The following is a 14,211-nucleotide window of genomic DNA, read 5'->3' on the forward strand; positions in this document are numbered from 1 at the left end:
ATCAATACGTCTTTCTATTTTGAAGATTGCCTTTATTTATTTAGCAATATTTACCGCTCTTGTTTCACGTATAACAGTTACTTTGACCTGTCCAGGATAAGTCATTTCTGTTTGTATTTTTTGTGAGATATCAAAAGATAAGCTTGCAGCATTTTCATCCGAAACTTTTTCGCTTTCTACAATTACTCGGAGTTCTCGACCAGCTTGAATAGCATAAGCATTTTTCACACCGCTGAATCCATAAGCCACTTCTTCAAGGTCTTTCAAACGTTGAATGTAAGAATCCAATACTTGTCTTCTTGCTCCCGGTCTCGCTCCAGAAATAGCATCACAAACCTGAATGATTGGTGACAATAATGATTTCATTTCAATTTCATCGTGATGCGCTCCAATAGCGTTACAAACCTCTTCTTTTTCACCGTATTTCTCCGCCCACTGCATTCCTAATAAAGCGTGTGGTAAATCACTTTCGGCGTCTGGAACTTTACCAATATCGTGTAATAAACCCGCTCTTTTGGCCAATTTTACGTTAAGTCCAAGTTCAGCAGCCATGATTCCACAAAGCTTAGAAACTTCACGGGAGTGTTGCAATAAATTCTGTCCGTAAGAAGAACGGTATTTCATACGTCCTACGACTTTAATCAATTCAGGATGCAATCCGTGAATTCCTAAATCGATAACGGTACGTTTACCAACTTCTATAATTTCATCGTCAATTTGTTTAGCAGTTTTTGCTACTACTTCTTCAATACGAGCCGGGTGAATTCTACCGTCAGTAACTAGTTTATGTAATGCCAATCGTGCAATTTCTCTACGTACAGGATCAAAACAAGAAAGGATAATCGCTTCCGGTGTGTCATCTACAATAATCTCTACTCCGGTTGCAGCTTCCAGTGCGCGAATATTTCTTCCTTCACGACCAATAATTCTACCTTTTACATCATCTGATTCAATGTTGAATACCGAAACACAGTTTTCTACTGCTTCTTCAGTTCCTACTCGTTGAATGGTATTGATGATGATTTTTTTAGCTTCTTGTTGTGCTGTCAATTTTGCCTCTTCAATAGTATCTTGAATATGCGACATTGCTTTGCTTTTAGCTTCTGCTTTTAATCCTTCTACCAATTGATCTTTAGCTTCTTCGGCAGATAAACCAGATATAACTTCTAACTGTTGCAATTGACTTTTATGTAATTTATCAACTTCAACTTGTTTTTTATCTAGATTTTCAATTTTAGTGGCGTATTCTAAAGTTTTAGATTCAAAGTCATCATTTACCTTCTTAGCTTTTGATAACTCGTTAGATATTTGAGATTCTTTATCTCGAACTCTTTTTTCTATTTCAGCAACTTTTTTATCACGGGATAGAATAACTTGTTCATGTTCTGATTTCAATTCAATAAATTTCTCTTTTGCTTGTAGAATTTTATCTTTTTTAATGTTTTCGGCTTCCAGATTAGCATCTTTTAAAATGGATGCTGCCTCTTTTTTTGAATTTTTAATTAAGTTTGAAATATTGCTTTTTTCTATCAATTTGGCGATAGCAAAACCTCCCGCAATACCTATAATTCCTGAAATAATAATCGTTAATATGTTGTCCATGTTTGTTAAAATTTATGTATAAAAAAGCCTACATTAGAGTGATTGAATAAACTCGAAAAGACAAGTTTTGAGCTAACTCACTGTTCAAGTTTCCTCGCCGGAGCGTGGCATGCTTTAGTAGTGATGATTTGCTCATTCTAAATTGTTAGTGTTGAGTTTACCAAATATGAACTAATGTAGGCAGTATCTTAGTTTTTGTAAAGAACGTTTATTTGTCGAGATATTGATCTAAAACCGCATTGATTTTTTTTATTCTTTCAATTGTAGCTTCTCCGTCAATGGCATTATCAATTTGTTTTTGTTCTGTTTGTGACGCAAATTGTAGGGCACACATTGCCAAAACATCTTGTTTGTCACGAACAGCGTAATTTTCTTCAAATTGCTTAATCATTTTATCAATCTTTTTCGAAGCGCTTCTAAGACCTTCTTCCTGAGAGAAATCAACCGTTAACGGGTAAACTCTATCTGCGATTGATATTTTAATTTTAAGCTTTTCGTCCATATCTTTTATTAATCGGATAGCTGCGCTATACAGTAATCAATTTCGCGAATTAATGAATTTATTTTAAGCTTTGTATCTCTTTTATTATCGTCACTGCCTAGTAATGAATTTGCGACTTTTAGAGTTTCATACTGCGTTTTTAGCGCTTCAATCTCTTGTGATTGACTTTGTATTATGGATGCAGTTTTTATTAATTCGTTTTTCAAATCTTGATTATTTTTCTCTAAACTTTTCATTTTATTAAAAAGTTTTTCGACTTTATTTTCAAGAGTATCAATAATTTCTGCAATCGCACTCATTATATATCTTATTCATTACATAATCATACAAAGTTAGTATTCCTTTTTAATTTTGCAATATTTTATTATTTTTTTTGCATTAAATTAATTAAATATCAGTTTTACAAATGGTTACGAACTGTTTTTTTTAGTGATGATTTGAATACTTTTTTTATCTTAGCAAAAATGTAAACCATGAGATTTCCTTTGATTTTTTTACTGTTTTGTACGGCTGTTTTTGCGCAAGTTGATTATCCAAAAGAGTATTTCAGATCACCTTTGGATATTCCGATGCAATTATCCGGGAATTTTGGAGAGTTAAGGCCCAATCATTTTCATGCAGGTTTTGATTTGAGAACGCAACAAAAAGAAGGATTAAAAGTATACGCTGTGGCCGATGGTTACGTGTCAAGAATAAAGATATCTACATTTGGTAACGGAAAAACAATTTACGTAAATCATCCGAATGGTTTTACCTCCGTTTATGGGCATTTGAAAATTGCCAACGGTGAAATAGAGAACTACATTAAGAAAACACAATATGCAGAACAATCGTTTGAAATCGAAATGTTTTTTAAGCCTGGTGAAATGGTGGTGAAAAAAGGCGAAATCATTGCTTTTTCTGGAAATACAGGAGCTTCAGAAGGACCACATTTGCATTTTGAATTTCGGGATTCTAAAACTGAGTTTATTATCAACCCGATGCTTTTTGGTTTTAATAAATTTTTAAAAGACACGAAGAAGCCCATCATATCAGGAGTTTATGTGTATCCTTTAGATTCTCAAACCACAGTCAATAATTCAAAGCGACCTTTATTACTGAATGTCTCGTTGCAAAAAGACGGGACCTATTTATCGGATAGAGTGGTGGCCAATGGCGCGATAGGTTTTGGCATTTCGGCTTATGACACTGATGACGTTTCGTTTAATAATAACGGAGTGTATAAAGTGCAGTCTTTTTATAATGGAAAACCAAATTTCGGATACGAATTTAATACCTATTCATTTGATGATATGCGTTACATCAATGCGCTAATTGATTATTCGCGATACAAGAAAATACAACAACGGGTTCAGAAATTATTCATGAAAAGCCCATACAATTTGAGTTTTATTCAAGCCGATGAAAATAAGGGGATTTTACAAGTAACTCCTAATTTAGCATCGCAATATCGTATTGAAGTTTCGGATTTCTTTGGAAACAAAAAAACGATAGCCATTCCAATCAAATATGATGTTCTGCCTACCGTAATCCTTAAGGAGTCAATTCAATCTAATTATTTTGTAAGAGCAAACAAAGACAGTAATTTTGCGTTAGAGAATATGTCGGTTTTCTTTCCTGCGGGGACTTTTTATGAAGATTTTGATCTAAATTTTGATGTAAAAAATGATACATTATTTTTACACGATGACACGGTTCCTGCACATACGAATTTTACAGTTTTAATTGAAGACACAAAATCAACTGAAGCGCAAAGAGAAAAAATGTTTATCGGCAGAATCGAAGGAAAAAAAATAAATTACAATCCCACCTACAGAAAGGACAACGTTTTCAATACGAAGGTTAAAATTTTAGGTAAATATGCATTGGTTTCGGATATGGTCGCGCCAAAAATAAGCATCGCTATTCCCATAGAAGGAAAATGGATTAGCGAGCAAAAAACAATTCAGCTTTCCATTTACGATGAATTGTCAGGCATAAAATCATACAACGGCTATTTAAACGGAAAATGGGTATTATTCGAATACGATAATAAAACCAGAAAATTAACTCATTATTTCAGTGATGGAATTGTTGCTGATGGTGCCAATGATTTAAAAGTTGTGGTGATGGATAATGTTGGAAATTCGACAACCTTTGAAACTCACTTTTTCATAGGTCAAAAAAAATAAAAACCAAATAACTTGAGCACTAATAAATTAATTTTTGTTTTCTTTTTTTGCTTCGCAAGCCTACCTTTATTGGCCCAAACGGCTAGAATAAAAGGAGTTATTTTAGACAAAAACAATCAACCGGTAGAAAACGTAAATGTTTCGTATTCCAGTATTGGCACTCAATCCAATAAAAATGGATTTTACGATATAAAAGTCCATGCGAACCAAAAAGTAACGCTAGTTTTTACGCATGTCTCGTTAAAAAAAATAACGGTAATTTTTTCTTTGGATTCCAATGAACAAAAAGAGTTTAACCCAGTGATGAGTGATCGGGAAGAACAAATGGGTGAAGTGATAGTGACATCGAATAACAGAAAGTTAATTCAGGGTGTTGCTACAATTGAGCCTGAAATGATCCGAAAAATTCCAGGCGCTAATGCTGGTATTGAAAACATTTTAAAAACCTTGCCCGGAGTAAATTCTAACAACGAATTGAGTACGCAATACGCGGTGCGCGGTGGGAATTACGACGAGAATTTGGTCTATGTAAATGAAATTGAAGTCTATCGCCCGTTTTTGATTCGGTCTGGACAACAAGAAGGATTGAGTTTTACCAATACGGATTTGGTACAAAATATTGATTTCTCGGCGGGTGGTTTTCAGGCGAAGTTTGGAGATAAATTATCCTCTGTTTTAGATATTACTTACAGGAAGCCGGTTAGATTTGGCGCAAGCCTCGAAGCGAGTTTTCTTGGAGGAAGCCTTTCTGTTGATGCAGTTTCCAACGATAAAAAGTGGTCTGCAGTAACGGGAGTAAGGTACCGCAACAACAGCCTTTTGGTGAAAAGCCAAGAGACACAGACGAATTTTACGCCATCGTTTGCGGATATTCAAACCAATATAAGCTATCAGTCTTCGGCTAAATGGCAATGGAGTTTTCTGGGGAATATTTCTCAAAATAAATACCAATATCAGCCATTGACGAGGCAGACTAATTTTGGAACGATCGATAATCCTATGGCACTGACTGTTTTTTATGAAGGTCAGGAAAAAGATAAATACGATACTTATTTTGGAGCTTTAAAGACAACTTTCAATCTTTCGGATAACTTTACTTTGAAATTTATCGGTTCTGTTTTTCAGACTTTAGAACAAGAATATTTTGATATTTTCGCCCAATACCGTTTAGGCGAAGTGGATTCCAGTATTGGATCAGAAACGTTTGGAGAAGTTGCTTTTACAAGAGGAATTGGTTCTCAGTTGAGTCATGCAAGAAATGATTTGGATGCCTTAATTGTAAATACTGAGATAAAAGGATTCCACGATTGGAAAGAAAACCAATTTGAATGGGGCATAAAATATACACGAGAATCTATTCGTGACAGAATAATAGAGTGGGAGATTATTGATTCGGCTGGTTTTTCACTGAATCCACCAATTATTGATTTGCCTAAAAATGATCAACCGTATTCGCCTTACACTGGACCGCTTGTTCCATATCAAAATATCCGAGCAACTAATTTTAATTCTATCAACAGATTTTCAGGCTATGGTCAATGGAGTTTGAAATCGAATATTGGTTCTAGTAAAGTTTGGTATAATGCCGGAGTTCGCATGCACAATTGGGAAGTTATAGGCGCTACTGTAACAGGAAAATCACAGGTTACTTTTAGTCCAAGAGCACAATTTGCGATAAAACCAGATTGGGAGAAAGATTTGGTTTTCAGACTTTCGGGAGGTTTATACCATCAGCCGCCATTTTACAGGGAATTGAGAGATGCTGAGGGAATCGTGCAACCCAATACGAAGGCGCAACAATCTGTTCATTTTGTTTTTGGGAATGATTATAGTTTCAAAATGTGGGAACGTCCTTTTAAATTGGTTTCGGAGTTGTATTATAAATCGTTGACAGATGTAAATACGTACACCATTGACAATGTTCGCATTCGTTACGCTGCCAACAATAATGCAACAGCGTATGCGCAAGGATTAGACGTTCGCTTGAATGGGGAATTTGTGCCAGGAACAGAATCTTGGTTTAGTTTTGGTTATTTGAAAACAGAAGAAAACAGCAAAGACAGAGGGTATATTGCCAGACCTACAGACCAAAGATTAAAATTTGGGCTTTTGTTTCAAGATTATATGCCTAATATTCCAAGTATAAAATTGTACCTAAATTTAATTTACAATACTGGATTGCCGGGAGGTTCGCCGTCGTATGCAGATGCTTATCTGTATCAAAACAGGTTAAATGATTACCGCCGTGTGGATGTAGGTTTCTCCAAAGTTTTTATCGATAATACAACCGTAAAAAAGAATACGGGTTGGTTTAAAGATTTTAAAGAGTTGGCAATCGGATTAGAGATTTTTAATCTTTTTGATAATCAAAATGCCATTACGAATACTTGGGTTCGCGATGTGTATTCTAAAAATCAATATGCGATTCCTAACTATATGACCACCAGAGTTTTTAATGTGAAATTAACTGCAAGGCTGTAATCATTAAGAATCCGTGAAATTTAAGGCAATTTTAATTCGTTAAAATCAAGTATTGAATGCCGTTACCATTTTTAAAAATGATTACATTTGAATTTTAATAGTACAACAACATGAAAAAACTACATATCACGATATTAGGAATTGCAATTTTGCTTTTAACGAGTTGTAAGGAAGAATTTGAAAAACCCAAAGTTACTTACGATGGAACCAGTAGAGCAAAAGAAATTGCAAAAGCTGATTCAAGTCAGATACAAATTGCCGATTTGCCGTTACAAATGGAAGGAACCGATTATTTGATTCATCCTGTGGCGGATTTAAGTATTCGTGAGAAAGGGATAAAATCGAGATATGGCTCTTCGAGTGTGAATGATTTGAGTTTTACCATATCGAATTATGGCGAATTTGAAATTACCGGTTTTTTGCAGAATTTAAAATTCCAAAAAATCGATTCCGATTCCATCAGAAAATTAACAGACAAACCTGTTTTAATTCAAACAGCTACGTATCTGAAGTCGGTTGCTGATAAAACCAGTAATCAAATCATGGTGTACACAATGGTGGATATGGATACGAATAAAGATGGAAAATTAGATACAAGTGATATTAAAGCTCTGTATTTAAGCGAAATCAGCGGCGATAAATTCACTAAAATATCTTCTGATTTTCAGGAATTGATCGACTGGAAATTGATTGGTTCTAATAATCGTTTGTATTACAGAACGGTTGAGGATACCAATAAAAACGGCGAGTTTGATAAGAAAGATGTGGTGAATTATTATTATATTGATTTGTCAAAAAAGGAATGGAAAATAATTGGATATGAGCCAATTTAGAAACACTGATTTTAAATCAAAATATCACTTTCCAAATCTGATTTTTCAATGGTAAAATCAAAACCAAGTTGTTTAACTAACTGAATGACCAGATTTTTATACCAGTTTTCGGATTTGGGATGAATGTAAATTTTTTCGATTAGCTGATTGATGTCCACATTGATTTTAAGCCCCTCGTTGATTTTTATATCGCTTTCGCCAATGTCTGTGATGATGCGTACTTCGCCTTCATACTGAAAACTTTTTCGTTTGAATAAAAAAGGGAAAAACATATCGTCAAACGGAATGTGTTCTTTTTTGTAATCAATATAATTTACTTCCCCAATATATTGCTTGAAATTTGTTTCTGACGCAAGCGAGTCCTGCAAACGCCCAATTGTAGACTGAATTGCTAGACCTTCACTGTTTTGGGTAAAAATCTGCCACATGGCGAACGATTCGTATTCATTGATGTGCCAGCTGCTGATCGCTACTTTTTCTCGATGTGTTTTGTAATAGTTCAAAAAGTCAGGATTGTCAATCGAAAGCTTTTTTATTTCCTCAAAAGTGGGTTCGCTGAAAGTACCTTCATATTGATCTTCGAATTTATCCGACCGTGACATGAATAATTTGTCGGACATCAATAAATCTAAAAACTTAGACAAGTCCAGGTATTTCCAAACAACAGTATCTGGGTCTTCTGGAAGTTTTATGTTGGGATTATTGATGTACATTTTTCAGACTTAAAGATTTAAAAAATAATATACTTTAAAGATTTTAATGGTCACGAAAAACGGTGTTCTTCATCGTTATTCGAAAGATTGCATAGACACTAATTTATTATACATGCCATTCAATGCAATTAGTTCGTCGTGCTTTCCTTTCTCCACTATTTTTCCTTTTTGCATCACCACAATCAAATCTGCTTTTTGAATTGTAGAAAGGCGGTGCGCAATAACAATGGAAGTTCTGTTTTGCATCATGTTTTCTAATGCTACTTGCACGAACTTTTCGCTTTCGGTATCCAATGCTGATGTCGCTTCATCGAGAATCATAATCGGAGGGTTTTTCAAAACGGCTCTGGCGATAGATAATCGTTGTTTTTGACCACCGGAAAGTTTGTTTCCGCTGTCGCCAATGTTCGTGTGAATCCCGAACGGTAAATCTTTGACAAATTCATAGGCATTGGCAATTTTTAACGCTTCAATAATTTCCTCATCTGTAGCGTCTATTTTTCCCAATGCGACATTGGCTTTGATCGTGTCATTAAATAAAATGCTGTCCTGTGTAACCAAGCCCATCAAACCTCGAAGTGATTTTAAACTAAAATCTTTTATGTTTGTTCCGTCAATGGTGATTTCGCCTTCACTTGTGTCATAAAAACGGGTGAGCAAATTAGCAATGGTACTTTTTCCGCTTCCGGATTGCCCGACAAGAGCCACCGTTTGTCCTTTTTTGACTTCAAGCGTAAAATCTTTCAAAACATTTTCTTTTTCGTATTTAAAGTTAATGTTTTTGAGGGTTATGTTCGAATCGAAAGTATTTTTTTCTATGGCATTTTCTTTTGAAGTGATTTCATTTTCGACTTCTAAAACTTCAAAAACCCGTTCTGCGGCAGCTAAACCATTTTTCACGGCATAAGATGCTTTAGAAATGGCTTTGGCAGGAGTTAGAATATTGAAGGCCAGAGTAAGAAAAACAATAAAAGCAGCGCCTTCAAGAGTTTTGTCAATTAACACTAAGTTACCACCATACCATAACAAGGCAGCTATTGTTGTGATTCCTAAAAATTCACTTAATGGCGTTGCCAAATTATTTTTGTCTCCAATGCTATTTGATAAATTCAATAATCGGGTTACTGAATCGTTGAATCTGTTTTTAAAATTAGGTTCTGCATTATAACTTTTAATCACTTTCAAACCACCCAAACTTTCATCTACTATTGAAATCAAAAAACCACTTTCTTTTTGTGCTTCTAAGGATTGTGCTCTCAAATTTTTAGCGATTTTTGAAATGATAAATCCCGAAATCGGAATAAAAACTAGAACAAAAAAGGTTAGTTCTACGCTTATAAAAAACATGGTGACTATTGCAAATACAATCGTTAACGGCTCTTTTACAATCAGTTCCAGTATCGAAAAAAAAGAATTTTGAACCTCGTTGACATCACCCAGCATTCGCGCCATAATATCCCCTTTTCTTTTCTCTGAATAGTAGGATATAGGTAATTCAATGATTTTATCATACATTGATTTTCGTAAATCGCGTAATACGCCATTTTTGAGGTGCATGATGTGGTGAGAAGCAAGGTAATTAAACAAATTTTTGAATAAAAAAGTGACGATTACCAAAGAAACGACAAGTAAAAGGGCAAACTGAGGACTGTTATCTTTTGTTAATTCGGTTATTTTAAAATACAAAAGATCAGTTCCGTAATCTTTTATATTTCCGATTCCGGTATATATTGGCTCTTTTTCAATTGTTTTGATTTTTCCAAAAAGTACTTGGAGTACTGGAAGCAGAGTCAACATAGAAATAGTGCTGAACAACGCATAAAGAACGTTGTATATCACATTCCAAATAATATGAGTTTTGTACGGTTTAGTAAAAGGAATTAATTTTATTAAATTTCTGTCCATTAGTTCAATTGCATTGCAATAATAATATTTTTAATCTTTTCGTTTAAAATGCTTTCTACTTCGTTGAAATCTTCAACTGATTCCAATTCTGTATTTACACTAATATAAAATTTTATTTTAGGTTCCGTTCCGCTTGGTCTGGCGCAAATTTTAGAACCATCTTCCGAGTAGTAAATCAATACGTTTGATTTTGGAATATCCATTTTGGTTTCCTCATCCGTAAGCAAATTTTTTGCTATCGATGATTGGTAATCTTCCAGCATGATCACACGTTGTCCGTTGATTTCTTTCAATGGATTTTCTCTCATGTCAATCATCATCTGATTGATTTCCTGCAAACCATCCATTCCTTTTTTAGTCAATGAAACTAAGTATTCTTTATAAAAACCGTTATCAACATACAGTTGTAGTAATTCTTTGTAAACCGTACTTCCTTTGGCTTTGGCTTGAGCTGCAAGTTCACAAATCAATAAAGTAGCCGCAACAGCATCTTTATCGCGTACGGCATCACCTACCATATAACCAAAACTTTCTTCGCCACCACCTATGAATTCCAACTCAGGAAAATCCTTGATCATCTTAGCAATCCATTTGAAACCAGTCAAACCCACTTTGCACTCTACATCGTAGTTTGTCGCTAGTTCCATCATCATAGGAGTAGAAACGATTGTAGAACCTACAAATTGTTTTCCATTGATTTTCCCTGCTTTTTTCCATTGTTCCAATAAAAATGCAGTCATCAAAATCATGGTTTGATTTCCGTTTAGCAATATCATTTTGCCTTCGTTGTTTCTAACGGCAACTCCTAAACGGTCACAGTCAGGATCAGTCCCAATAACAATATCCGAATTTGTTTTATCAGCCAAAGCCAATGCCATTGTCAGTGCTTCTGGCTCCTCTGGATTTGGAGATTTTACAGTTGGGAAATCACCATTCGGCACTCTTTGTTCTTCAACAATATTCACATTCGTGTAACCCGCTTGTTCTAAAGTATCAGGCACTAACGTTATGGAAGTCCCATGCAAAGAGGTGAAAACGATATCCAGATTTTCTTTGGCTTCAGCCGAAGTTCCAAAGCTGGCATTGTCGATAGTCGATTTGATAAAAGCTTCATCAACTTCGGTATCAATATAGTGTATCAAGTTTTCATTGGCAGTAAACTTGATTTGATTGTAATTTAAATTCTCGATAACAGAGATGATTCCCTCATCTTCCGGTGGCACAATTTGTCCACCATCTTGCCAGTACACTTTGTATCCGTTATATTCAGGTGGGTTGTGAGAGGCAGTAAGAACTATTCCACATTGACAACCTAAATGTTTCACCGCAAATGACAATTCCGGTGTGGGTCTCAATTCCGAAAACAAATACACTTCGATTCCGTTAGCTGAGAAAACATCCGCAACTAATTTGGCCAAAGTATCGCTATTATGACGACAATCGTAAGCAATAACCGCTTTCAAAGGTTGGTTAGGAAATGCAGTATGCAAGTAATCAGAAAGTCCTTGCGTAGTTTTTCCTAGCGTATATTTATTGATGCGATTGTTTCCTACACCCATAACTCCTCGCATTCCACCAGTTCCAAATTCAAGATTTTTATAAAAACGCTCTTCCAGTTCTGTAGCCGATGTAATCATCAATTCTTTAATCTCTTCTTGTGTAGCGGTGTCAAATATTGGCGTAAGCCACTCATTTACTGCGTCCAATATATTTTGTTTGATCTCCATGCTATAGTTTTTTAGTTTCTAAATTTGTAATTAAAATTTAAATCCAGTTGTTTTTTTTTAGGAGCTATTTCCTGCTATTCGCTATATCTTTTTCTTTTTTTAAAGAAAAAAAATAAAAAGGATGCCGCTGCTATCAGGGCTAGGCATTGTGCAAACAAGAACTATTATCGTTTCATTTAATTATACCTATAAAAAATTAACTTCACTTGATATTTTATAACGCTCTTCATTATTTTTTGTACGCAAAATTATTTCGCCAAGAAATCCAGCCAAAAATAATTGTGTTCCCAAAACCATTGTGGTAAGCGCGATATAAAACCAAGGATTGTTCGTTACCAGGCTGTAGCGCATGTCATTATACATATGGTATAGTTTTGAAATACCAATATATCCGGCAAGCAAAACCCCAATAATAAACATTAACGATCCCATGGCGCCGAATAAATGCATCGGTCTTTTTCCAAATCTTGAAAGAAACCAAATTGTTATTAAATCCAGGAAACCGTTAATGAAACGTTCCATACCAAATTTAGTTTCACCATATTTTCTGGCTTGGTGCTGCACCACTTTTTCGCCAATTTTTCCAAAACCAGCATTTTTTGCCAAAACCGGAATGTATCGGTGCATTTCGCCCGAAACTTCAATGTTTTTTACCACAATATTTTTGTAGGCTTTCAGTCCACAGTTAAAATCATTCAATTCCACTCCCGATGTTTTTCTCGCCGCCCAATTGAATAATTTAGAGGGCAGGTTTTTTGCCACTACGGAGTCGTAGCGTTTCTTTTTCCATCCGGAAACTAAATCATATTTCCCATTGGTAATCATATCATACAATCCCGGAATTTCCTCTGGGCTGTCTTGCAAGTCAGCATCCATTGTAATTATAACATCACCCTGCGCTTTTGCAAAACCAGCATGCAACGCTTGTGATTTTCCAAAATTTTTCATGAAACGAACGCCTTTTACATGAGGGTTTTCTTGGGCAAATCCTTCTATAATAGACCATGAATTATCAGTACTTCCATCATCCAGAAAAATGATTTCGTACGTATAATTATGAGAATGCATCACTTTGATGATCCAATTATAGAGTTCATTAAGTGATTCCTCTTCATTAAGAAGCGGTATAAGTAGTGATAAATTCATTAATTTAAAAACTTTAAGGTTTGTCGTTTTTTACTATTGCACCAATTATAAGTGAGTAAATTAAACCTAGAAAAGAATACATAGCTAAAGTGACGGGAAATACAATTAATGGATTTGAGAATTTTTTCATCATCGAAAGTCCCATGTCTAGTTGTTCAGATGTCATTTCTGGATTTTCTTTTAACATCGCAGTTTTAGAAATAGAAACCATTTCATCAATAAATTCAGGAAAAATAAGATTGAAAATTACACTAAAAGCACCATAAATAATTGCTGCTACAAAAGCGATAGAAACACCAATTTTTAAGCATTGACCAAAACTAATGTATCCACCGTTTATGTTTTTCTTATAATGATTGCATCCTATATAAATAAATATAAGCGGTAAAATAAGATAATTTGCAATGTTTACAATTATACCAAAACTGGTATTTACTAACGACTTCATCCCAATTACATACATAATTACGAACTCCAAGACCATTATAACACCATACAAGGCGCCATATGAAATTCCAGATTTAGCTGGCGATACATTATTTTCCATAAAGAGTTTATTTATTAATCCACAAATATAACAATTCCCAATATATTCGGAGCTAAAAATCACTTTTTACGATTATATAAAAAAAGTGAGACAAATATTTGATTATTGGAAAAAAATTGTAAATTTGCAGACTCAAAATAATATTGTAAAACAAAAAGTTATAAGGGGTTTATACCTTTTCTGTTAGAAGAAAAGCTTCAAGACAAATTATAATTAACAAATAAAAAAGATTAACAAGATGAAAAAAGGAATTCACCCAGAAAATTACAGATTAGTTGCATTTAAAGACATGTCAAATGACGAAGTTTTTATTACTAAATCTACTGCAGATACAAGAGAAACATTAACAGTTGATGGTGTTGAATACCCAGTTGTAAAAATGGAGATCTCTAGAACTTCTCATCCTTTTTACACAGGTAAATCTAAACTTATTGATACTGCAGGACGTATTGATAAATTCAAAACCAAATACGCTAAACACGTTAAATAATTTTAACTTGTTCATAATTATAGTAAAGCCTTTCTTTTCGGAAGGCTTTTTTTATTTTATTTATTTTAAAACTTTGTAACTTTGAAGACGATAT

The 14,211-nt window shown here is 34.4% G+C and carries 12 protein-coding genes; 4 read left to right on the top strand and 8 right to left on the bottom strand.

Annotation, left to right across the window (positions count from 1 at the left end):
* Nucleotides 1-36: 36 nt before the first annotated feature.
* From rny to ACP7AT_RS06550, 3 genes are all read right to left on the bottom strand, one after another.
* Entirely contained in the window at nt 37-1,602 is a 1,566-nt protein-coding gene (gene rny, locus ACP7AT_RS06540) for a ribonuclease Y (protein ID WP_426063525.1), read from the bottom strand.
* Nucleotides 1,603-1,810: 208 nt separating this feature from the next.
* Nucleotides 1,811-2,104 carry a cell division protein ZapA gene (locus tag ACP7AT_RS06545; RefSeq protein ID WP_091203538.1) on the bottom strand — a complete coding sequence of 98 codons (294 nt, stop codon included), beginning with the start codon at nt 2,102-2,104 and terminating at the stop codon, nt 1,811-1,813.
* An 8-nt stretch (nt 2,105-2,112) separates the two neighbouring features.
* Nucleotides 2,113-2,403 carry a hypothetical protein gene (locus ACP7AT_RS06550; RefSeq protein WP_426063526.1) on the bottom strand — a complete coding sequence of 97 codons (291 nt, stop codon included), beginning with the start codon at nt 2,401-2,403 and terminating at the stop codon, nt 2,113-2,115.
* 174 nt (nt 2,404-2,577) lie between these two features.
* Here ACP7AT_RS06550 and ACP7AT_RS06555 point away from each other — a divergent pair, with 174 nt between their 5' ends.
* From ACP7AT_RS06555 to ACP7AT_RS06565, 3 genes are all read left to right on the top strand, one after another.
* Nucleotides 2,578-4,275: a M23 family metallopeptidase gene (locus tag ACP7AT_RS06555; RefSeq protein WP_426063527.1), complete on the top strand. Its 1,698-nt coding sequence runs from the start codon at nt 2,578-2,580 to the stop codon at nt 4,273-4,275.
* A 12-nt stretch (nt 4,276-4,287) separates the two neighbouring features.
* Complete coding sequence (locus ACP7AT_RS06560) at nt 4,288-6,756, top strand: TonB-dependent receptor (protein ID WP_426063528.1); 2,469 nt, start codon at nt 4,288-4,290, stop codon at nt 6,754-6,756.
* Nucleotides 6,757-6,866: 110 nt separating this feature from the next.
* Nucleotides 6,867-7,589, top strand: a complete 723-nt coding sequence (locus ACP7AT_RS06565; RefSeq protein ID WP_426063529.1) for a hypothetical protein — start codon at nt 6,867-6,869, stop codon at nt 7,587-7,589.
* 11 nt (nt 7,590-7,600) lie between these two features.
* Here ACP7AT_RS06565 and ACP7AT_RS06570 read toward each other — a convergent pair whose 3' ends face one another.
* The 5 genes from ACP7AT_RS06570 to ACP7AT_RS06590 form a co-directional block, all read right to left on the bottom strand.
* Complete coding sequence (locus tag ACP7AT_RS06570) at nt 7,601-8,302, bottom strand: hypothetical protein (protein WP_426063530.1); 702 nt, start codon at nt 8,300-8,302, stop codon at nt 7,601-7,603.
* A 75-nt stretch (nt 8,303-8,377) separates the two neighbouring features.
* Nucleotides 8,378-10,207, bottom strand: coding sequence for an ABC transporter ATP-binding protein (locus ACP7AT_RS06575; RefSeq protein WP_426063531.1), 1,830 nt, complete (start codon nt 10,205-10,207; stop codon nt 8,378-8,380).
* Nucleotides 10,207-11,934, bottom strand: coding sequence for a phospho-sugar mutase (locus ACP7AT_RS06580; protein WP_426063532.1), 1,728 nt, complete (start codon nt 11,932-11,934; stop codon nt 10,207-10,209). The genes ACP7AT_RS06575 and ACP7AT_RS06580 overlap by 1 nt, the downstream gene beginning before the upstream one ends.
* A 186-nt stretch (nt 11,935-12,120) precedes the next feature.
* Nucleotides 12,121-13,080, bottom strand: coding sequence for a glycosyltransferase family 2 protein (locus ACP7AT_RS06585; protein ID WP_426063533.1), 960 nt, complete (start codon nt 13,078-13,080; stop codon nt 12,121-12,123).
* A gap of 13 nt (nt 13,081-13,093) precedes the next feature.
* Nucleotides 13,094-13,627, bottom strand: a complete 534-nt coding sequence (locus ACP7AT_RS06590) for a DUF4199 domain-containing protein (protein ID WP_426063534.1) — start codon at nt 13,625-13,627, stop codon at nt 13,094-13,096.
* 238 nt (nt 13,628-13,865) lie between these two features.
* Between ACP7AT_RS06590 and ACP7AT_RS06595 the strand changes: the two genes are divergently transcribed.
* Complete coding sequence (locus ACP7AT_RS06595; protein WP_039109118.1) at nt 13,866-14,117, top strand: type B 50S ribosomal protein L31; 252 nt, start codon at nt 13,866-13,868, stop codon at nt 14,115-14,117.
* Nucleotides 14,118-14,211 lie beyond the last annotated feature (94 nt).

The organism is Flavobacterium sp. DSP2-3-1, from assembly GCF_049896865.1.
GTDB lineage: Bacteria > Bacteroidota > Bacteroidia > Flavobacteriales > Flavobacteriaceae > Flavobacterium.

Coding starts and splice junctions, on each gene's coding strand:
- ACP7AT_RS06595 (WP_039109118.1), top strand. CDS start 13,866: ATGAAAAAAGGAATTCACCCAGAAAATTACAGATTAGTTGCATTTAAA.
- ACP7AT_RS06590 (WP_426063534.1), bottom strand. CDS start 13,627: ATGGAAAATAATGTATCGCCAGCTAAATCTGGAATTTCATATGGCGCC.
- ACP7AT_RS06575 (WP_426063531.1), bottom strand. CDS start 10,207: ATGGACAGAAATTTAATAAAATTAATTCCTTTTACTAAACCGTACAAA.
- ACP7AT_RS06565 (WP_426063529.1), top strand. CDS start 6,867: ATGAAAAAACTACATATCACGATATTAGGAATTGCAATTTTGCTTTTA.
- rny (WP_426063525.1), bottom strand. CDS start 1,602: ATGGACAACATATTAACGATTATTATTTCAGGAATTATAGGTATTGCG.
- ACP7AT_RS06550 (WP_426063526.1), bottom strand. CDS start 2,403: ATGAGTGCGATTGCAGAAATTATTGATACTCTTGAAAATAAAGTCGAA.
- ACP7AT_RS06585 (WP_426063533.1), bottom strand. CDS start 13,080: ATGAATTTATCACTACTTATACCGCTTCTTAATGAAGAGGAATCACTT.
- ACP7AT_RS06570 (WP_426063530.1), bottom strand. CDS start 8,302: ATGTACATCAATAATCCCAACATAAAACTTCCAGAAGACCCAGATACT.
- ACP7AT_RS06555 (WP_426063527.1), top strand. CDS start 2,578: ATGAGATTTCCTTTGATTTTTTTACTGTTTTGTACGGCTGTTTTTGCG.
- ACP7AT_RS06580 (WP_426063532.1), bottom strand. CDS start 11,934: ATGGAGATCAAACAAAATATATTGGACGCAGTAAATGAGTGGCTTACG.
- ACP7AT_RS06545 (WP_091203538.1), bottom strand. CDS start 2,104: ATGGACGAAAAGCTTAAAATTAAAATATCAATCGCAGATAGAGTTTAC.